Source organism: Ferdinandcohnia sp. QZ13 (assembly GCF_031324165.1).
Classification (GTDB): Bacteria; Bacillota; Bacilli; order Bacillales; family Bacillaceae_L; genus Ferdinandcohnia.
This window is the reverse complement of record NZ_JAVIVW010000015.1, coordinates 283288-304986: the sequence shown is the minus strand read 5'-3', so window position 1 is coordinate 304986 and position 21699 is coordinate 283288. Positions and strand designations below refer to the sequence as shown.

Annotated in this window: 19 protein-coding genes; 17 read left to right on the top strand and 2 right to left on the bottom strand. The window is 38.8% G+C overall.

The features are described 5' to 3' along the window. Positions 1 to 103 precede the first annotated feature (103 nt). The gene (locus tag RGU12_RS15215) at positions 104 to 832 is read left to right on the top strand and encodes a glycerophosphodiester phosphodiesterase (protein WP_309536835.1); all 729 of its coding nucleotides are present in this window, start codon (positions 104 to 106) and stop codon (positions 830 to 832) included. Positions 833 to 1023: 191 nt separating this feature from the next. Here RGU12_RS15215 and RGU12_RS15210 read toward each other — a convergent pair whose 3' ends face one another. Beyond that, on the bottom strand, positions 1024 to 1287 hold the full coding sequence (locus tag RGU12_RS15210) for a DUF2627 domain-containing protein (RefSeq protein WP_116352507.1): 264 nt from the start codon (positions 1285 to 1287) through the stop codon (positions 1024 to 1026). Between the two features lie 175 nt (positions 1288 to 1462). Here RGU12_RS15210 and RGU12_RS15205 point away from each other — a divergent pair, with 175 nt between their 5' ends. The 16 genes from RGU12_RS15205 (at position 1463) to RGU12_RS15130 (ending at position 21419) form a co-directional block, all read left to right on the top strand. Beyond that, positions 1463 to 3184 carry a sigma-54 interaction domain-containing protein gene (locus RGU12_RS15205; protein ID WP_116352549.1) on the top strand — a complete coding sequence of 574 codons (1722 nt, stop codon included), beginning with the start codon at positions 1463 to 1465 and terminating at the stop codon, positions 3182 to 3184. 160 nt (positions 3185 to 3344) lie between these two features. Further along, positions 3345 to 4250 (top strand): phosphate butyryltransferase, encoded by a 906-nt coding sequence (yqiS, locus tag RGU12_RS15200; RefSeq protein WP_309536834.1) that lies wholly within the window; start codon positions 3345 to 3347, stop codon positions 4248 to 4250. Positions 4251 to 4284: 34 nt separating this feature from the next. Beyond that, positions 4285 to 5382: a branched-chain amino acid dehydrogenase gene (gene bcd, locus RGU12_RS15195; RefSeq protein ID WP_116352505.1), complete on the top strand. Its 1098-nt coding sequence runs from the start codon at positions 4285 to 4287 to the stop codon at positions 5380 to 5382. A 126-nt stretch (positions 5383 to 5508) separates the two neighbouring features. Beyond that, complete coding sequence (buk, locus tag RGU12_RS15190; RefSeq protein ID WP_309536833.1) at positions 5509 to 6618, top strand: butyrate kinase; 1110 nt, start codon at positions 5509 to 5511, stop codon at positions 6616 to 6618. Positions 6619 to 6633: 15 nt separating this feature from the next. Then, positions 6634 to 8055, top strand: coding sequence for a dihydrolipoyl dehydrogenase (gene lpdA / locus RGU12_RS15185; RefSeq protein ID WP_309536832.1), 1422 nt, complete (start codon positions 6634 to 6636; stop codon positions 8053 to 8055). A 79-nt stretch (positions 8056 to 8134) separates the two neighbouring features. Further along, positions 8135 to 9130, top strand: coding sequence for a thiamine pyrophosphate-dependent dehydrogenase E1 component subunit alpha (locus tag RGU12_RS15180; RefSeq protein WP_309536831.1), 996 nt, complete (start codon positions 8135 to 8137; stop codon positions 9128 to 9130). Positions 9131 to 9142: 12 nt separating this feature from the next. Continuing rightward, positions 9143 to 10126, top strand: coding sequence for an alpha-ketoacid dehydrogenase subunit beta (locus tag RGU12_RS15175; protein WP_309536830.1), 984 nt, complete (start codon positions 9143 to 9145; stop codon positions 10124 to 10126). 29 nt (positions 10127 to 10155) lie between these two features. Beyond that, positions 10156 to 11439, top strand: a complete 1284-nt coding sequence (locus RGU12_RS15170; protein ID WP_309536829.1) for a dihydrolipoamide acetyltransferase family protein — start codon at positions 10156 to 10158, stop codon at positions 11437 to 11439. Positions 11440 to 11830: 391 nt separating this feature from the next. Beyond that, positions 11831 to 13729, top strand: coding sequence for a methylmalonyl-CoA mutase family protein (locus tag RGU12_RS15165; RefSeq protein WP_309536828.1), 1899 nt, complete (start codon positions 11831 to 11833; stop codon positions 13727 to 13729). A 40-nt stretch (positions 13730 to 13769) separates the two neighbouring features. Further along, a complete protein-coding gene (gene scpA, locus RGU12_RS15160) occupies positions 13770 to 15929 on the top strand; it encodes a methylmalonyl-CoA mutase (protein ID WP_396232401.1) in 2160 nt (719 codons plus the stop codon). Beyond that, positions 15922 to 17025: a methylmalonyl Co-A mutase-associated GTPase MeaB gene (gene meaB / locus RGU12_RS15155; RefSeq protein WP_309536827.1), complete on the top strand. Its 1104-nt coding sequence runs from the start codon at positions 15922 to 15924 to the stop codon at positions 17023 to 17025. Before scpA ends, meaB begins: the two co-directional genes overlap by 8 nt. A 186-nt stretch (positions 17026 to 17211) precedes the next feature. After that, a complete protein-coding gene (locus RGU12_RS15150) occupies positions 17212 to 17649 on the top strand; it encodes a BrxA/BrxB family bacilliredoxin (protein WP_309536826.1) in 438 nt (145 codons plus the stop codon). 295 nt (positions 17650 to 17944) lie between these two features. Beyond that, positions 17945 to 18730 carry a transporter substrate-binding domain-containing protein gene (locus RGU12_RS15145; protein ID WP_309536825.1) on the top strand — a complete coding sequence of 262 codons (786 nt, stop codon included), beginning with the start codon at positions 17945 to 17947 and terminating at the stop codon, positions 18728 to 18730. A gap of 217 nt (positions 18731 to 18947) precedes the next feature. Next, entirely contained in the window at positions 18948 to 19607 is a 660-nt protein-coding gene (locus RGU12_RS15140) for an amino acid ABC transporter permease (RefSeq protein WP_136378025.1), read from the top strand. Then, a complete protein-coding gene (locus RGU12_RS15135) occupies positions 19600 to 20334 on the top strand; it encodes an amino acid ABC transporter ATP-binding protein (protein WP_309536824.1) in 735 nt (244 codons plus the stop codon). The genes RGU12_RS15140 and RGU12_RS15135 overlap by 8 nt, the downstream gene beginning before the upstream one ends. A gap of 131 nt (positions 20335 to 20465) precedes the next feature. Further along, positions 20466 to 21419 carry an aromatic acid exporter family protein gene (locus RGU12_RS15130; protein WP_309536823.1) on the top strand — a complete coding sequence of 318 codons (954 nt, stop codon included), beginning with the start codon at positions 20466 to 20468 and terminating at the stop codon, positions 21417 to 21419. Between the two features lie 78 nt (positions 21420 to 21497). On the opposite strand, the gene prli42 is transcribed toward RGU12_RS15130, so the two are convergent. After that, positions 21498 to 21590, bottom strand: coding sequence for a stressosome-associated protein Prli42 (prli42, locus tag RGU12_RS15125; protein WP_152983165.1), 93 nt, complete (start codon positions 21588 to 21590; stop codon positions 21498 to 21500). Positions 21591 to 21699 lie beyond the last annotated feature (109 nt).

Genomic DNA, 21699 nt, shown 5'->3' with positions numbered 1-21699 from the left:
TAAGCAAAAAACACCGCTTTCAATGAAGGCGGTGTTTTTACGATATCCATTTATGGAAATTATTCTATAATGGAAGTATACCAAAAAAAGGAGAATATCAATGATGAGTACGAAAATTTTTGGGCATAGAGGTTCGGCTGGAACACATCCGGAAAACACAATGATCTCATTTAAAGAAGCGGAAAGAGTTGGTGCTGATGGCATTGAATTAGATATTCAAATGACGAAAGACGGTGTTATTGTTGTCATCCACGATGAAACCGTTAACCGAACAACAAATGGAGAAAATAAGGGATGGGTTAAAGATTATACATTAAACCAACTCAAAAAAATGGATGTAAGCTATAAATTTAAGGATAAGTACGGAACTTGCAGCATTCCAACCCTTGATGAGGTGTTTGATTGGGCAAAATCAAACCAACTGCTTATCAACGTTGAATTTAAGACTGGATTAGTTTCTTATAGGGGCATAGAGGAGAAAACCTTAAAGATGATCCATGACTACAGAATGGAAGATCGAATTGTGCTATCAAGCTTTAATCATTACAGTTTAGTAAAATGCAGACGCTTATCGAGGACAATTGATTTGGCTATTTTATATATGGAGGGTCTTTACGAGCCATGGAAATACGCAAAACGTCTGCGTACAAACGGCATCCATCCGTATCATCAAACGATTAATAAAGAGATAATTGAAGAGTCGAAGCGGAATGGTATTGCGGTTCGTCCGTTTACCGTAAATGATGAAAAGAAGATGAAACAATTTATTGATTTCGGATGTTCTGCAATCATCACAGATTATCCAAAAAAGGCGAAAGCTTTGCTTAAATAAGAAAAACGCAAGGCGCCTTCCTATCTGCGACAAGCAAAAGATGAGCGCTGACAGAACGTGCTTTTTGCCCTATAAAGCGATTGGCTTAGACCAGAGAGCCGATGGCGCTTGGAGGTAGACATCGAATACTAAATAAAAATTTTTATATATTCTTATCTTTTAAACATAAAATCCTGCTAAATTTAGCAGGATTATTTATTTTGCTCTCCAACAGGGGAGCTTTCTTTTTGAAATTTTTCTTGAACTTTATTACGTTTACGGTCACGGTGTAGAATGAATCCACCGATAAAGGATAAACCTGCTAGGAAGAAAATAAGACCGATAATAAATTGTACCATTAAGGATGGAATTGGGCTATGTAACACACCGAAAAACATATCCCTCATAAATTTAATTCCAATCCCAGCAATAATGCCTGGTATTAGTAGCACGATTAGAGCCAGTATTCGTTGCATAGTATAAAATCCTTTCGCAAATTGACTTCTATATTAAATGTAAGCTATTCAAAAAATTTGTCAAGATGAAGGTTTAAGGTTATTATAAATGTGTGCATAATTTTGCAAAGGGAATAATAAGAGTATGTAAAAAATTGCAAAACTCTTACCGTGTGATTGGGGGGTGACTGTGGTTATGGAGAAAGTTATGGTAGATTTAATTTTAGATTCAACCCATGATGGAATGATTGTCATTGATATAAATAGCCAAGTCATCTTACTAAACAATAGCGCATCAAAGATGATTGGTATTTCGAAAAAGGAAGCTATTGGTAAGCATATATATGAATGCATTCCTGATAGCCGATTGCCAGAGATTCTTTCAACAAGGGCCATTGAAGTTAACCAAGAATTTGTTCTAGAAAATGGACGAAAAATTATTACAACTAGAATTCCAGTGGTAAATGAGTCAGGAATGCTACTTGGTGCATTTGCTGTTTTTAAAGATATTACTGAAGTTGTCAATCTTGCTGAAGAAATTACAAATTTAAAAGAGATTCAAACAATGCTTGAAGCAATCATCCAATCCTCTGATGAAGCTATATCGGTTGTGGATGAGAACGGAAATGGAATTTTAATAAACCGTGCATACACACGAATCACGGGGCTTGAAAAGGAGCAGGTCATTGGGAAGCCTGCAAATGCAGATATTTCTGAAGGAGAAAGTATGCACATGCAGGTGTTAAAAACGAGAAGACCTGTAAGAGGTGCCCGGATGAAAGTGGGACCTCACGATAAAGATGTAATTGTAAATGTTGCGCCAGTCATTGTTGATGGCAAGCTTAAAGGTAGTGTAGGAGTTATTCATGATGTGTCTGAAATCAGTCAGCTCACATCTGAATTGAACAGAGCAAGACATATCATACGTTCCCTTGAAGCAAAATATACCTTTGATGATATTATTGGTTCTTCAGAAGAAATGGAAATTGCAATTGAACAAGCGAAGCTTGGTGCAAAAACCCCAGCCACTGTATTACTAAGAGGGGAGTCTGGGACGGGCAAAGAATTGTTTGCACATGCGATACATAATGAAAGTAAGCGGAAATATAATAAGTTTGTTCGTGTGAACTGTGCTGCAATCTCAGAGTCACTGTTAGAAAGTGAGCTTTTTGGATATGAAGAAGGTGCATTTTCCGGAGCGAAGCGCGGTGGAAAACGTGGCATTTTTGAAGAAGCGAACAATGGCAGTATATTCTTAGATGAAATTGGCGAATTATCCTTAAATACTCAAGCGAAATTATTAAGGGTTTTGCAGGAAAGAGAAATCAGGAGAGTGGGGGGAACGAAGTCCATTCCAATCGATGTAAGAATCATCGCAGCAACAAATGTAAATTTAGAAAAAAGTATTGGAAATGGAACTTTTCGCGAGGATCTCTACTATCGAATTAACAAAATACCCATTCACATCCCTTCACTAAGGATGAGAAAACAAGATATCAAACCACTCGCGGAGCATTTACTAGTTAAAATAAATCAGGATTACGGGCGGACTGTTGAGGGATTAACAGAAGAAGCGATTTATTATTTATATGGTTATGATTGGCCTGGTAATGTGAGAGAGCTCGAAAACGTCTTAGGACGAGCCGTAATCTTTATGAATTATCAGGAAAGACTAATTGATGTAAAGCATATCCAACCCTTACATAATTCAAAAGAAAAAGCCAATTCTAGTCAATCCTTACCTGAAACTGAAATTAAGGATGTCCCTTTATCGGACATAGTGGAGAAGTACGAGGCAAAAGTTATTTCAGAGGTATTGGATTTGAATGGTGGAAATAAGACGGCTGCTGCCAAATCGCTAGGGATATCGCTTAGGAGTCTTTATTATAAGTTGGAAAAATATAATATTGCAAATTAAAGCACGCAATTTTTTGCAAAAAATGCAAGAAGTTGCATATTTGATTTTGTAAAATAGGTCACCAATGAAGCGCTTTCATTTTATTTTGCATTGGCACGATTATTGCATTATATAAAAATGAAAAACGACAGGACTATGATCGAAAAGAAGGTAAAAATGAATGAAGCTGACTAATCTCATCAAAAAAGCTACAGGACGATCTCATGTTACCGTTGCAGTTGCGGCTGCTGAAGATGAAGAAGTACTTGAAGCGATTGTCGAAGCTGTAAATCACAGGCTTGCCCGTTTTTTATTGTTTGGTAATCAAGAAAAAATACTACAAATCCTTTCTGAAAAAGGGGGAAATATTCAAGAGTCTGGTGTACTAGATGTTGTAGATTCATCAACACAAGAAGAAGCAGCAAAGGCTGCTGTAAAAGCGGTTCATACAGGAGCAGCAGATGTATTGATGAAAGGAAATATTCCGACATCAACAATACTAAAAGCCGTTTTGCATAAAGATTATGGACTGCGGACAGGGAATGTTCTGTCACATGTTGCTGTTTTTGAAGTGCCTGATTATGACCGATTTGTAATTGTAACTGATGCAGCTATGAACATTGCTCCAGGTCTACAGGAAAAGATGCAAATTTTAAATAATGCAGTTAAGGTAGCAAACTCAATTGGGATAGACACCCCAAAAGTAGCACCCATTGCTGCTGTGGAAATGGTGAATCCAGCAATGCAAGCAACTTTAGACGCAGCTGCTTTAACCCAAATGAACCACCGTGGCCAAATTCACAACTGTATTGTTGATGGACCATTAGCGCTTGATAATGCCATTTCGATTCACGCAGCCGAGCACAAAGGAATTACGAGTGCAGTGGCTGGACAGGCCGATATTTTGCTAGTTCCAACAATTGAAGTTGGAAATGCATTATATAAATCATTGGTTTACTTTGCAAAAGCAGAGGTAGGGGCCGTTATCGCGGGTGCTTCTGCACCTATTGTTTTAACTTCGAGGGCTGACTCTGCAAAAAGCAAATTATATTCATTAGCGTTAGCAGTTTGCTCTGCTAACAAATAATCAACTAATCATCATTCTTTGGAGGTACTACAAAATGGAAATCTTTTCTTACATGGAAAAATTTGATTATGAGCAATTAGTATTTTGTCAGGACAAACAATCTGGTTTAAAGGCGATTATTGCGATACATGATACAACATTAGGACCTGCACTTGGTGGTACTCGTATGTGGACATACGCTTCAGAGGAAGATGCGATTGTAGATGCATTAAGACTGGCAAAAGGCATGACCTATAAAAATGCTGCTGCTGGACTTAATCTTGGCGGAGGCAAAACTGTTATTATTGGCGATCCTCGCAAGGATAAAAACGAAGAAATGTTCCGTGCATTTGGACGTTATATCCAAGGTCTTAATGGTCGTTATATTACAGCAGAAGATGTAGGTACGACAGTTGCGGATATGGACATTATCCACGAAGAAACCGATTTTGTAACAGGGATATCACCTGCATTTGGATCTTCCGGAAACCCCTCTCCAGTGACTGCATTTGGTGTATACCGCGGAATGAAAGCCGCAGCCAAAGAAGCATTTGGTACTGATTCACTTGAAGGAAAGACAGTTGCGGTTCAAGGAGTTGGAAATGTAGCATACACACTTTGTAAATACCTTCATGAAGAGGGAGCGAATCTAATTGTAACTGACATTAATAAAGATTCTGCTCTCCGTGCAGTAAGAGACTTCGGGGCAAAAGCAGTAGACCCTGACGAGATTTATAGTGTCGAGTGTGACATTTATGCACCTTGCGCACTAGGTGCAACAGTAAATGATGAAACTATTCCGCAATTAAAGGCGAGAGTCATTGCGGGTTCGGCTAACAATCAGCTAAAAGAACCTCGTCATGGAGATATGATCCATGAATTAGGAATTGTCTACGCTCCAGACTATGTGATTAATGCTGGTGGAGTTATTAATGTGGCTGACGAATTATACGGGTACAATCAAGAACGTGCACTGAAGAAGGTTGAATCACTGTACGACACAATTGAAAAAGTAATTGAGATTGCGAAAAGAGATGGGATTCCTACTTATCAGGCTGCTGATCGTTTAGCAGAAGAGCGCATCGAAAGAATGAGAAATTCAAGAAGCCAATTTTTACAAAATGGACACCACATTTTAAGTCGTAGAAAGTAATAGGACTTTTAGATGGGGGAAGGCAGATTACGCTTTTCCTCCTTTTTACCTTCTTGCCATTCATAGTTGCAATAGGAGATAGTAAAACAATCGTAGGACTGCATTTAAGTACTGGAGGTTTCAATCTTGCATGACAAAGAATATCGGATTCTCGTGATCAATCCAGGATCAACATCCACAAAAATCGGCGTCTATGATAATGAACGTTCTGTGTTTGAGAAGACAATTCGACATGATCGATCTGAATTAACTGCTTATGAGAATATTATCGATCAATATGAATTTCGAAAGACTACGATTCTTGAAACATTAGATAATGAAGGCATAAATATTTCAAAACTAAACGCAGTTTGCGGTAGAGGTGGATTATTAAAGCCAATACAAGGTGGAACATATAAAGTAAATGATGAGATGCTACATGATTTGAGAATTGGTTATGCAGGGCAGCATGCATCAAATCTTGGAGGGATTTTAGCGTATGAAATTGCTTCTGGGTTAAATATTCCACCATATATCGTCGATCCTGTTGTTGTTGACGAACTTGAGCCTATTGCTAGAATATCAGGTTTTCATTTGATTGAAAGAAGAAGCATTTTTCATGCTTTAAATCAAAAAGCAGTAGCGAGAAGAGTTGCGAAGGACCTCGGCAAAACCTATGAAGAAATGAATTTAATCGTTACCCATATGGGCGGTGGCATTACAGTTGGCGTCCATAAGCATGGTAAAGTGGTGGACGTTAATAATGGGTTGCATGGTGACGGACCATTTAGCCCAGAACGGGCTGGGACAGTTCCTGCAGGAGATTTAATTGATCTTTGCTTTTCTGGTCAGTACTTCCGTGAAGAAATTATGAAAAAACTAGTTGGTCAAGGTGGTTTAGTTGGATATCTTGGTACAAACGATGCAGTTGAAGTCGAAAAAATGATTGATAGAGGAGACGAAAGGGCGAGGCTAGTCTACAAGGCAATGGCGTACCAAATCGCCAAAGAAATAGGAGCGGCAAGTGCAGCTCTATCTGGGCGTGTTGATGCGATCATTTTAACCGGTGGATTGGCATATGGGAATGAATTTATTTCCGAAATTTCCAACCATGTAAACTGGATAGCGGACGTCATCATTCAACCAGGTGAGAACGAATTACAGGCGTTAGCAGAGGGTGCATTACGTGTACTCCGTGGGGAAGAGAAGGAAAAAGAATATCCCGGAAAGCAACTCCGAACCCCTGTCTTAAAATAGGAAGGTGAACAGGTTATGTCAAAGGAATATGATTTAGTGATTTTGGGTGGCGGTACCGGTGGGTATGTCGCTGCTATTCGTGCCTCACAGCTTGGACTAAAGGTGGCAGTTGTAGAAAAAGGGAAGCTAGGTGGTACCTGCTTGCATGCAGGATGTATTCCGAGTAAGGCACTTTTAAGAAGTGCAGAAGTATATGCAACTACAAAGAGAAGTGAAGAATTTGGAGTCATCACAAAGGATGTTTCACTTGATTTTTCAAAAGTACAGGACCGAAAATATAAGATCACTGAACAACTATATAAAGGTGTCCAGCATTTGATGAAACAAGGGAAAATTGATGTGATTGAGGGCTATGGACGAATTCTAGGTCCGTCAATCTTTTCACCAATACCTGGAACCATTTCCGTTGAAATGAACAACGGCGAAGAGAATGAAATGCTCATTCCTAAAAACGTCATTATTGCAACAGGCTCTAGACCAAGGTCATTACCTGGGCTCGAAATAGATGGCGAATATGTGTTAACTTCCGATGAAGCTTTACAAATGGATCGTCTTCCAAATTCAATGATCATCGTTGGTGGAGGTGTGATCGGAATTGAATGGGCATCAATGCTTCACGATTTTGGAGTGGAAGTAACAGTGCTTGAATATGCCGATCGTATTCTTCCTACGGAGGATCATGAAATTTCGAAGGAAATGCAGCGGTTGCTTAAGAAAAAAGGCGTAAAAGTTGTAACGGGTGCGAAAGTTTTACCCGAGACACTTGAAAAAGGAGAAGGGATTACGATTAAAGCAGAACTTAAAAGTGAAGCTAAATCTTTTTCTGCGGACAAGGTGCTTGTATCTGTTGGCCGACAAGCAAATGTTGAAAATATTGGCCTTGAAAATACGGAGATTGTTTTGGAAAAAGGATATATTACAACAAATGAATTTTTCCAAACGAAAGAATCCCATATATATGCGATTGGCGATGTCATTGGCGGGCTACAACTTGCACATGTAGCTTCTCATGAGGGAATTGTAGCTGTTGAGCATATTGCAGGTGAAAATCCTTCCCCGATGGATTATTCACTCGTATCAAAATGTGTTTACAGTAATCCCGAGGTTGCAAGTGTTGGATTTACTGAAGCAGAAGCAAAAGAGAAAGGCTTTACTGTTAAAGTAGGTAAATTTCCATTTAGAGCAATCGGAAAAGCACTTGTTTTTGGGGAATCTGATGGGTTTGTGAAATTGGTTGTTGATGAACTAACAGATGATTTATTAGGAGTTCATATGATTGGTCCACACGTAACAGATATGATATCAGAGGCTGGTCTAGCGAGAGTACTAGATGCAACACCTTGGGAGGTTGCTCGCACAATTCACCCACACCCAACCTTATCTGAAGCAATTGGAGAGGCAGCTTTAGCTGTTGATGGAAAGGCAATTCACGCATAAATTATTCACACAACTAATATTTTTTAATATGGCAGGCTTGTCCATATAGTTAATTAGGATTTTTTAGGGAGGTATTTTCATGACCGAAAATCGTCATCAAGCATTGGGTTTAAGTGATGATGCAGTTCTTGAAATGTATGAAACCATGCTGTTAGCTAGAAAAATAGATGAAAGAATGTGGTTGTTAAACCGCGCTGGAAAAATTCCATTTGTTATTTCCTGCCAAGGGCAAGAAGCGGCCCAAGTAGGTGCAGCCTATGCACTTGACCGTGAAAAGGATTACGTATTGCCATATTACCGCGACATGGGAGTGGTTCTGACATTCGGAATGACAGCTAAGGAATTAATGTTATCTGGATTTGCGAAGGCAGAAGACCCGAATTCGGGTGGACGTCAAATGCCTGGTCACTTTGGACAAAAGAAAAATCGAATTGTAACGGGTTCATCTCCTGTAACAACTCAGGTTCCACATGCCGTCGGTGTTGCGCTAGGGGGAAGAATGGAAGGCAAGGATTTAGTTACATTTGTGACATTTGGAGAAGGTTCTTCAAATCAGGGGGACTTCCATGAAGGGGCGAACTTCGCAGCGGTTCATAAGCTTCCAGTCATCTTCATGTGTGAGAACAATAAATACGCTATTTCAGTCCCTTATGAAAAGCAAGTAGCTTGCGAAAAAATTTCTGACCGTGCCATTGGGTATGGAATGCCAGGTGTAACGGTGGATGGAAATGACCCACTAGAAGTATACAAAGCAGTTAAAGAAGCAGCGGATAGAGGGCGTCGAGGTGAAGGTCCGACCTTAGTTGAAACTGTCTCATATCGTTTAACTGCACACTCTTCGGATGATGATGATCGTGCATATCGTGAACAGGAAGAAGTGGCAGAAGCGAAAAAGAATGATCCAATCCTTTCTTTTGCAAATTATTTAAAGGAAATAAGAGTTTTAGATGAGGAGAAAGAAAAGGAAATTGGAGAACGTGTTGCAGGACTAGTTAATGAAGCGACCGATTATGCAGAAAATGCACCATATGCAGAGCCGGAATATGCTCTTAAACATGTTTACGCGGAACAGTAAGGGGGAAAAAGAATGCCTGTAATTTCATATATTGATGCCGTAACAATGGCAATTCGAGAAGAAATGGAACGAGATCCTAAGGTTTTTATCTTGGGTGAGGATGTAGGGAAAAAAGGCGGAGTATTTAAGGCGACAAATGGACTTTATGAACAATTTGGCGAGCAACGCGTAATTGACACCCCTTTAGCTGAGTCAGCTATTGCAGGTGTCGGTATAGGTGCAGCCATGTATGGAATGAGACCTATTGCAGAAATGCAGTTTGCAGATTTTATTATGCCTGCAGTCAATCAAATTATCTCTGAAGCGGCTAAAATTCGATACCGTTCAAACAATGATTGGAATTGCCCAATCACAATTAGAGCTCCTTATGGTGGAGGTGTACATGGGGCACTTTACCACTCACAATCTGTTGAAGCGGTTTTTGCCAACCAACCAGGATTAAAAATTGTGATGCCTTCTACCCCTTATGATGTAAAAGGCTTGCTAAAGGCGGCAATACGTGATGAAGATCCAGTGTTATTTTTTGAACATAAGCGTGCTTATCGCTTAATCAAAGGTGAAGTACCTGAAGATGATTATGTATTACCAATTGGTAAAGCAGATGTGAAGCGTGAGGGAGAGGATATCACGGTTATTACGTACGGCTTATGTGTTCACTTTGCTTTACAGGCTGCAGAGCGCCTCGCGAAAGATGGCATTCAGGCACATATCCTTGATTTACGTACTGTATATCCGCTGGATAAAGAAGCAATCATTGAAGCAACTTCAAAAACGGGTAAAGTGCTATTGGTAACGGAAGACAATAAAGAAGGAAGCATTATGGGTGAAGTTGCTGCCATTATTGCTGAAAACTGCTTGTTTGATTTAGATGCCCCAATTAAGCGACTTGCCGGCCCGGATGTACCTGCGATGCCATATGCACCAACGATGGAAAAATACTTTATGGTCAATCCAGATAAAGTAGAAAAGGCAATGAGAGAGCTTGCAGAATTCTAATTTGCTACTATACAGAGGAGGTTTTATGAGTGGCAACTGAAAAAATAACAATGCCCCAGCTTGGTGAGAGTGTGACAGAGGGGACGATTAGTAAATGGCTTGTAGCAGTTGGGGATACCGTAAACAAATATGATCCTTTAGCTGAAGTAATGACAGATAAAGTAAATGCAGAAGTACCTTCCTCTTTTTCAGGAACTATTACAGAGCTTATTGCGGAAGAAGGAGAAACACTAGCAGTAGGTGAGGTGATTTGTACCATTGAAACTGTTGGTGCTGGAACTGAACAAACGGCACCTCAACCAACTGTAAAAGAAGAAACTCTTGAAAAGGCTGTAAATGTGTCTGCTGAGCCAAGTGATACGACCAAAAAATTACGATATTCACCTGCTGTTCTAAAGCTTTCACAGGAACATAATATTGATCTTGAGCAGGTACAAGGGACGGGTGCAGGTGGAAGAATTACCCGTAAGGACCTGCAAAAATTAATCGAGTCTGGACAAATTCCAACTGCAGGTCAGAAAGTTGGAAAAGTGACAACTCAAGCTACGGTTCAGCAAGTGACAAGTGAACAATCTACAAAACCAACACCTGCACCAACGGTACCTGTAACAGCTGGCGATGTTGAAATTCCTGTAACAGGTGTTCGAAAGGCAATTGCATCAAACATGCTTCGTAGCAAGCATGAGATTCCTCATGCTTGGACAATGGTTGAAGTCGATGCAACAAAAATGGTTCAATATAGAAATTCAATTAAAAATGATTTTAAACAAAAGGAAGGCTTCAATCTAACGTTTTTTGCCTTCTTCGTAAAAGCAGTTGCTCAAGCGCTTAAGGAGTTCCCACAAATTAATTCAATGTGGGCGGGAGACAAAATTATTCAGAAGAAAGATATTAATATTTCAATTGCGGTTGCTACAGAGGATGCTCTCTTTGTTCCAGTGATTAAGAATGCGGATGAGAAATCAATTAAGGGCATTGCAAGAGAAATTACTGAACTTGCTGCTAAAGTACGAGCTGGAAAACTATCAGCAGATGATATGCAGGGTGGTACATTCACAGTAAATAATACAGGTTCATTTGGTTCTGTCCAGTCGATGGGGATAATCAATTATCCGCAGGCAGCGATTTTACAGGTGGAATCCATCGTGCAACGACCAGTTATTATCGATGGCATGATTGCGGTTCGTCACATGGTGAACCTTTGTATGTCACTTGACCATCGTGTGTTGGATGGCCTTGTTTGCGGACGCTTCCTTGCACGAGTAAAGGAAATAATCGAGAATACTTCAAAAGAAAATACATCTATTTACTAAAGACATTGCCATGCAGTGTCTTTTTTTATGCGGAGAAAATCTTAATCCGCATAATATATTTTTTGACTGGCGAGTATGGTGAAAGGGAACTATCTTTACATGCTGGCATAATAATTGAAGGCAGCATGTCGCGCAAGGCTTTTCAAGAGGTACCAACTAACTCGGAACTTCAAGAAGTATGCCCCGCAAGACCAATCAAGTGGTACACGCTTCCGCGAAATAGGAAGGAGTATGCCCCTCAAAACCAATGTAACGGTACAAACTAGGACAAAAATCGAAGAAGCATGCCCCAAGACCTTTTTTAATCTTCCATCTATTCATTGCGACAACCCAATATATATACTAAAATTAAATTATAGTTGAAAACGATTTCGAAAGAGGGGAAAGCCTTGTGACGAAACAATCGAAAGAATTCCAGAATATTACCTTCCCGACCATAGATTACGAGACATGGAAACAGGAAGCTGAAAAATCATTAAAAGGAAAACCCATTGAAAAATTACATAAACAAACCTATGAAAAAATTACACTGAAACCTATTTATACGAAGAAGGATGTTCAGAAAATACCGTTTCTAAACGATATGCCTGGTGAAGGCTCAAGAGTGCGTGGCTCAAAACCTACAGGTTACCTAAATCAGCCGTGGCATGTTAGTCAGGAAATGGACTTAAAAACACCTGAGGAGTTTAACCCTGTAATAAGGGAAGCCCTTCAAAACGGTCAAACGATGATTCATTTTACCTTGCAACCGAAAAATGGCTCGCATAAAGGGCTTGCATTACATACAGAAAAAGATATTGAGAAGGCATTCAACGGTATTTCACTGACTAATACGCCTCTCCTAATTGATGCTCAAACTGACTTGTTAGTATTTTTATCACTTCTCCAATCACACGTAAAAACAGATTCTTTAACTGGAACAATCGGTATGGATCCACTTGGAATATTAGTGGAAACGGGGCAGTTGTCTATGAAACCAAAAGCTGCCTATGACCAATTAGCAGAATCCGTAGAATGGGTGATGGATAATCAACCAAATTTAAGAACGATTCTTGTAAAAGGCGAACCATACCATAATGGTGGTGCAAACGCAGTTCAAGAACTTGCTTTTACAATGGGTACTGCTATTGAATATATGAGCGAATTACTAGAGAGAGGGCTTACTGTTGATCAAATTGCCCCACGAATGACATTTTCTTTTTCCATTGGTTCCAATGTGTTTATGGAAATTGCCAAATTAAGAGCTTCCAAAATTCTTTGGAAGACAATCATTGAAGCATATGGAGGAAATGAAGATTCTTGTAAATTGTATATCCATGCCAGAACATCTGCATTTACGAAAACGATCTATGATCCCTATGTTAATATGCTACGCTCGACAATTGAAGCATTTTCTGCAATTGTAGGCGGAATTGATAGCCTCCATGTTTCAGCGTTTGATGAACCAATCAAAACCCCAAATACTTTTTCAAGAAGGATTGCAAGAAATACACAATCAATACTTCGCGAGGAATCCTTCCTAAATAAGGTGATTGATCCCGCGGGCGGTTCTTGGTATGTGGAAACATTGACAAATGAACTGGCAGAAAAAGCATGGGAGTTGTTAAACGAAATTGAATCAGAGGGTGGAATGCTTGAAGCGTTGAAAGCAGGAACGGTTCAAGAAAGGATCTCATTAGTTTTACAAGAAAGACAAAAAAATGTGAACAATCGAAAAGAAAAAATAGTCGGTACAAATATGTATGCAAATATCCAGGAAAAGCCCATCGCATACACCAAAACAAAATCAATATATGAAAGTAATGAAGCGGTTATATCCATCAACCGTATATCACCGGTAAGAATTTCAGAAAGCTTTGAGCAGCTTCGACAAGCATCTGAGCAGTATCTTGAAACTTCTGGCGAGCGACCTAAAGTCGGTTTAATTAATTTAGGTTCTATACCAGAACATAAACCAAGAGCTGATTTTATTACAGGATTTTTTGAAGCGGGTGGCTTCCAGGTCATAAAAAACGATGGATACTTAACAGCAAGAGATGCGATTGAAGGCGCCAAAACAATGAATCTAACAACCTATATTATTTGCGGGAAAGATGACTCTTACAAGGAAATGGCCACTGATATATGCAATGATTTTAAAAAATCGAACCCAGATGTTCGCCTGTTTATCGCGGGGAAACTAGAAAATGAAGAATTCTATCGAAACGTAGGAATAAACGACTTTATCCATATTGGTACAAATTGTTTTGCGTTTTTACATCAATTACAACAAGAAATGGGGGTGCGCTAATTTGGCTAAAAGGCTGGATCTTTCCAATATAAAGTTAAAAATATCTGATACATCACCTTCTCCTGAAAAATGGCGTAAAAAAGTAGAAGAAGAGATTAATCAATCTATTGATGATTTGCTATTTGAAACGAACGAACAAATTGCTGTAAAACCCGTATATACAAAGGAAGACATGGATGGGATGACTCATCTAGATTATATGCCTGGTATTCCCCCGTTTTTACGTGGTCCATATCCAACGATGTATGTAAACCGAGCCTGGACCGTTCGACAATATGCTGGTTTTTCCACAGCTGAGGAAAGTAATGCTTTCTATCGCCGCAACCTTGCGATGGGGCAAAAGGGTCTTTCTGTGGCGTTTGACTTAGCTACACACCGTGGCTATGATTCAGACCACCCCCGTGTTGTTGGCGATGTCGGGAAAGCTGGGGTTGCGATTGATTCAATCCTAGATATGAAGACATTATTTGATGGTATTCCGCTTGATCAAATGAGTGTGTCGATGACGATGAATGGCGCTGTACTTCCGGTTTTGGCGTTTTATATTGTAACGGCAGAGGAGCAGGGTGTCCCTCCCGAAAAACTGTCAGGAACGATTCAAAATGATATTTTAAAAGAGTACATGGTGAGAAATACTTATATTTACCCACCAGACACCTCAATGCGAATTATTTCGGATATTTTCGAATACACGTCAAAAAATATGCCAAAATTCAATAGCATTAGTATTTCTGGGTATCATATGCAGGAAGCCGGTGCACCAGCTGATCTTGAACTAGCCTATACGTTAGCAGATGGGTTGGAATATGTTCGAACAGGAATTGCGAAAGGGATTGATATTGATTCCTTTGCCCCTCGATTATCCTTTTTCTGGGCAATCGGTATGAACTATTTTATGGAGGTAGCGAAGCTGAGGGCAGCTCGACTTATTTGGGCACAAATGATGAAAGCCTTCAATCCTAAGAATCCAAAATCACTTGCGTTAAGGACACATTCACAGACTTCAGGTTGGAGCTTGACTGAGCAGGATCCATTCAATAATGTGACAAGAACATGTATTGAAGCTTTAGCAGCAGTATCAGGTCATACACAATCCTTACATACGAATGCACTCGATGAAGCAATTGCTCTTCCGACTGATTTTTCTGCTCGAATCGCTAGAAATACTCAGCTGTATTTACAGGATGAAACGGGTATTTGTCATGTAATTGATCCATGGGGTGGCTCATATTATGTAGAGACTTTAACTCATAGGCTAATGGAGCGGGCTTGGAAGCATATCGAGGAAATTGAGGAACTTGGTGGAATGACCAAAGCGATTGAAACTGGCCTTCCGAAAATGCGAATTGAAGAAGCAGCGGCGAGACGTCAGGCAAAAATTGATTCCGGCAAAGAAACAATTATAGGTGTCAATAAATATCGATTACAAAAAGAAGATCCAATCGATATTTTAGACATTGACAATACAGCTGTTCGACTCAAACAAATTGAAAGACTCAGTGAATTAAAGGCTTCACGTGATGACGGAAAAGTGGAAGAGGCGTTGGCTGCCATTACGAATGCAGTTGAAACAGGTGAGGGAAATCTGTTGGAACTATCGGTTCAAGCGGCAAGAGCTCGTGCAACGCTAGGAGAGATTTCAAATGCGATTGAAAAAGCTTCCACACGTCATAAAGCTGTCATTCGTTCAATTAGTGGAATTTATAGCTCTGAATATTCAAATGAGGAAGAAATCATGAGTGTGAAGAAGATGACAGATGAGTTTTTGGAAAATGAGGGAAGACGCCCAAGGATCTTGATTGCGAAAATGGGGCAGGATGGCCATGACCGTGGAGCAAAGGTCATTGCTACTGCTTTTGCGGACCTTGGCTTTGATGTTGATATTGGACCATTATTTCAAACACCAGAAGAAACTGCTCTTCAAGCGGTAGAAAATGATGTTCATGTCGTTGGAATGAGTTCACTCGCGGCAGGTCATAAAACATTACTTCCGCAGTTAATTGAAGAACTGAGGAAATTAGGGCGAGAAGATATACTTGTAATTGTTGGTGGAGTTATCCCCGCTCAAGATTATGATTACTTAAAAGAGCATGGAGCTGCAGCTATTTTTGGACCTGGAACAGTAATTCCAGTGGCTGCACAAAAAGTAATCGAAGAAATTTATCTGCGTCTTGGATATGAGGAAGAAGGCAATGACTGATAATAAAAAGAAACCTGAATGGGTTCCCGAAAATGCCTCTGATGGTTTTACAACTGAAATTGTGAAGGGGATAGAGCAAAATAACTCTTCTGGAAGTGCACGTAAATTTGTTAAGAAGAAAGGACGAACAACTGAAGAGTATGTACAGGGTATACGAAATGGTGATCGTACAATTCTCGCCCAAGCCATTACTCTTGTTGAAAGCAACGCAAAACGTCATGAAGACCAGGCACAGGCTGTAATCAATGAAATTCTTCCATACACCGGAAACTCGATACGGATAGGCATCACTGGAGTCCCGGGTGCTGGTAAAAGTACATTTATAGAGAGTTTTGGTTCTTATTTATGTGAACAAGGACATCGCGTTGCAGTTTTAGCTGTAGACCCGAGTAGTAGTGTAACAGGTGGCAGTATACTTGGTGATAAAACTAGAATGGAGACTCTTACCAGGAATAAAAATGCTTTTATACGTCCATCACCTTCAGGAGGAACCCTTGGTGGGGTCAATCGTAAAACGAGGGAAACCATTTTACTTTGTGAAGCCGCGGGGTTTGATGTGATTCTTGTTGAAACGATTGGTGTTGGTCAAAGTGAAGTTGTGGTACGTAGTATGGTGGATTTTTTCCTGCTTCTTGTTTTAACTGGTGCAGGTGACGAATTACAAGGCATGAAAAAAGGAGTAATGGAGCTTGCGGATACCATATTGATCAATAAAGCGGACGGTGAAAATCGACAGAGAGCAAAAATTGCTCGCGCTGAATATAATCGGATTCTCCACTATCTTCAGCCTGCAACGAAAGGTTGGTCTACGAAAGCCTATACAGCTTCCGCACTTTATCATGAAGGTATGGAAGAAATGTGGAAAATCATCCTGCGATTTCTTAAGACTACGAAAGAATCTGGCGCATTTGCAGAACGAAGGGACTCTCAAACAAAGGATTGGATTCATGCAATGATAAAGGATTATCTTGAAACAAGCTTTTTTACCCATCCTTCCATTAAAACGAAGCTTCCAGTCCTTGAAAATAAAGTTATACAGGGAGATTTAAATGTTACAACCGCTGTAAAGGAGTTAATTGAACTATTTGAAGCATAAAAAAAGAAGGAGTGCATTCGCTCTCCTTCCATCTAGGGAGTTTAGGGGTATGATCTAGATGTATTAATAGAATACCCGATTATATATTTTTTAAACGTTCATTTAAGTTCCTAAGATTTGAAAAAACATGATGTAAATTGATATGATAAAAATAGCAAGATATTTTTCTTAAAGGAGTGCACAAAAATGGAAATAGATTTCAATCTGTTTATGAATGATATAGTACAAACAGCTAGAAAAGAAATTACAGAGGCTGGCTATCAAGAGTTAAAAACACCTGAAGAGGTCGATGAAGCATTAAATCGTAAGGGTACAACTTTAGTGATGGTTAATTCTGTTTGTGGTTGCGCAGGTGGAATTGCAAGGCCAGCTGCAGCACATTCAATCCATTATGATAAGCGACCAAACCAATTAGTAACAGTATTTGCAGGGCAAGATAAAGCGGCAACAGAAAAAGCAAGATCATATTTTGAAGGATATCCGCCATCATCTCCATCATTTGCATTATTAAAAGATGGGAAAATCGTTAAAATGATTGAACGACATGAAATTGAAGGACATGAGCCAATGGATGTCATCACTAAATTACAGGAATCCTTTGAAGAATATTGTGAAGAAGTATAAGAGGCCTTTTAGGCTTCTTTTTTTAATTATAAATTATGCATAATGTGATGAATGTTTTATCACTTTTTCACTTTAATTGTTTATATCAGTAGAGTATTAAAAGAAGATTGTGCCAAAATAAACACTAAATTTTCCCTCTAAAATACCTTGTAAGCAGAATAAACTGTAACCATTGCGCAAATGATAGAATTATTAATCAATTATTATTTTTAAAAAACATATTGTATATTTATGCAGATGTGTTAAAATACATTCTATCGAATAATTATAAATAACCACATAGGGGGAAAACATAATGAAAAAGTTTTTACTAGCATCATTGATTGCTATTTTATCAATTGTATTACTAGCAGCTTGTGGGACAAGCGATGATAATGCAACAGGATCTGATAAAGGTACTGATACAAAGAAAGTATTAACAATGGGAACATCTGCTGACTTCCCACCATTTGAAACAATTGATGAAAAAACTGGTGAATATATTGGGTTTGATATTGAGTTAGGGAAGAAAATTGCAGAGAAACTTGGATATGAGCTTAAAATTGAAAACATGGACTTTGGTGGTCTTATTAGCGCATTACAAGCAGAACGTATTGATTTTATTATTTCAGGTATGTCAGCAACTGCTGAACGTAAAGAAAGTGTAGATTTTTCAACAGAATATCATAAATCTGGGGAAATGTTTGTTACATTAAAAGATTCTGATGTTAAATCATTAGAGGATTTAGACGGTAAAACAGTTGGGGTTCAATTAGGTTCCATTCAAGAAGAAGGAGCTAAAAAGATTAAAGAAGAAACACTTAAAAGTTTGGAAATCTCAGCTTTAAATAAGGCTCCAGAATTAATTCAAGAGCTAAAAGCAGGAAGAATTGATGCAGTTTATTTAGATAAGACAGTTGCTATAGGATTCATTGAAGAACTTGATTTAACAGGTTTTGATGATCCTACAGAAGCTTCACCAGGTATGGCGATTGCATTTGCAAAAGGCAGTGAGCTGACTGAGGAATTTAATAAGGTTTTAGAGGAAATGAAGGAAAATGGCGAGTTAAAAGCAATAGAACAAGAATGGATCGAAAAATAAAAAAATTTATTCAGCAAAGGTCCTTCCACTTTAAGTGGGGAATGAAAATTATCATCTATACTTTGGTTGTGAGCATCCATGGGCTGAATAAAGTTTAGCCTCCGGCGGATGCCACAGATTTTCAAAGGAAGGTTTTCGAGCATGCTCGAAAAAATCTGGGCGCAAATACGTCGAGACGTATTTGAATAAATGTAGAAATGAGGTGTAAGGCATGGGTTTGGATATTGATTTTTCCCGAATCGTGCCTTCAATTCCGTTTATACTAGAAGGAATCGGCCTTACGGTATCCTTTGCACTAGTATCGGCAATTTTAGGTTTAATTCTCGGGACAATTTTAGCGGTTTTTAAAATTAGTAAGGTTTCATTTTTAAAGTGGTTTGCGGATATTTATACATCTATATTCAGAGGAACACCACTTATTCTCCAATTGGTTTTAATCTATTTTGCAGTTCCACAGCTTTTTCACTATGATATTGATAAATTTGTTGCTGGGGTTTTAGCATTTGGACTAAACTCAGGTGCGTATATTTCAGAAATCATTAGAGCGGGTATACAAGCTGTTGATAAAGGCCAACAAGAAGCGGCGGAAGCACTTGGAATTTCATACCGTCCAATGATGTTGGATATTATCCTGCCACAGGCAGTAAAAAATATTTTACCTGCACTTTTAAATGAATTTATAACCCTAACAAAGGAATCTGCAATTGTAAGTACAATTGGTTTATTGGATATTATGAGACGTGCTCAAGTGGTCGGATCGAACACGTTCCGCTATTTTGAACCATTATTAATTGCTGGACTAGTTTATTGGATTATTGTTACAATCCTCACATTCCTAGGCGGAAGACTTGAGAGGAGGTTGCGTCGTAGTGAGTAATGATCATATTAAAGTAGAAGGTCTTCATAAATCTTTTGGCAAGCTTGATGTGTTAAAAGGGATTACGACCACCTTTAAACAAGGTGAGGTTGTTGCCATTATTGGTCCTTCTGGTTCTGGAAAATCTACATTTTTAAGATGTTTAAATCTACTTGAAAGACCAACTCAAGGACAGATTTGGGTTGGGGAAGATGAAGTCACAAATGCGAAGACGAATATTACAAAGGTCCGTCAGCATATCGGAATGGTGTTTCAACATTTTTATCTATTTCCGCATAAGACGGTTCTTCAAAATCTTACTTACGCACCAATGAAGGTAAAAGGGATTTCAAAAAGTGAAGCGGAAAACAAAGCCAGGGAGCTATTAAAGCAAGTTGGTTTATCAGAAAAAGAAAATGAATATCCAAATCGCCTTTCTGGAGGACAAAAGCAGAGGGTTGCGATCGCAAGGGCTTTAGCAATGGAACCAGAAATCATGCTTTTTGATGAGCCTACTTCCGCACTTGATCCTGAGATGGTAAAAGAAGTTCTTAATGTTATGAAGGGCTTAGCTAATACAGGAATGACGATGCTTATTGTAACTCATGAAATGGGCTTTGCACGTGAAGTGGCAGACAAAGTACTTTTCATGGATGATGGGCTTATAGTTGAACAAACAACACCTGATGAATTTTTCACAAATCCAAAAAGCCAACGTGCGCAAGATTTCTTAGAAAAGGTTCTATAAAAGAAAAGGAATGATCAACGTGATCATTCCTTTTTTCGTGATTTAGTCATATTAAGATTTGTATAGGTGTTTTATTTTTCCTTTTGATAACAATATAATAAAACCCATTATGGATTTTTAGGAGCCGATTTATGTTTAAAATAGGTTATCGCACTTTAAAAACAGCAATAGGCACAACGATTTCTATATCAATCGCAAAACTAATAGGACTTGATAGTTTTGCGTCTGCTGGAATTTTAACGATTTTATGTATTAAAGTAACAAGGAAAAAATCGCTGGAAAGTTCGTGGGAGCGATTTATTGCGTGTGTGGTTGGAATCCTATTTTCGTTTGTATTCTTTGAGGGAATAGGCTATCATCCATTAACAATTGGGGTGTTACTCCTATTTTTTATTCCTACTGTAGTTGCCGTAAAAGCGAAAGATGGGATTGTAACAAGTACCGTTATTATTTTACATATATTTTCAGCCGGAAAGGTAACACTTGATTTGATTATAAATGAATTGGGTTTAATTGTGATTGGGATTGGAATTGCATTACTCGTAAATCTATATATGCCGAGTGTTGACAAGCAACTTAGGGTATACCAACAAGAAATTGAAGCCCTTTTTGGAAATATATTAAACGAGATGGTTCACTATCTTCGAACAGGTGAGAGTATTTGGGATGGACGAGAGATAACAGCCGTTGAAGATTTATTAAAGAAAGCGAAAAGAATTGCATATAGGGATGTTGAAAATAACTTAATGCGCGATGAAAACTTATATTATACGTATTTTGAAATGAGAGAAAAGCAATTCGAAATTCTACAGAGGATGTTACCTACTATTACTTCGATTACCCAGTCGGTTGAACAGAGGGAAATGGTTGCCGATTTTATTATGGAGGTGAGCCAGTCCATTCATCCTGGTAACACGGCAAGTATATTTTTGAAGAAACTAGAAGCAATGCGTAAAGTGTTTAGAGAAATGCCATTGCCACAAACTCGGGAGGAGTTTGAGACAAGAGCTGCCCTTCTTCAATTTATTAAAGAAATGGAAGAATATTTAATCATAAAAAGATTATTCAAAGGGTTGCCAACCTAATTTTCAAAGCAAAAGGTGACCATTTAGGGTCACCTTTTTAGACTGTTAACAAACCTCGTAACACTGTAAATGTTGGACTTAAAACCACATACCTACACCAGCTAACAGAGTAGTAATTACCATTACTGCAATCATTAAATAAACCACAATTTTTTGAGTTTTACGGGACATGTCACATACTCCCTTCTGCTTACATATTTACTCATATTTTACCGCGAAAATGACAGTTGGACAACCATTAAGTCCTCTTCGTTAAAACTGAAAATACACAATTTTTGAT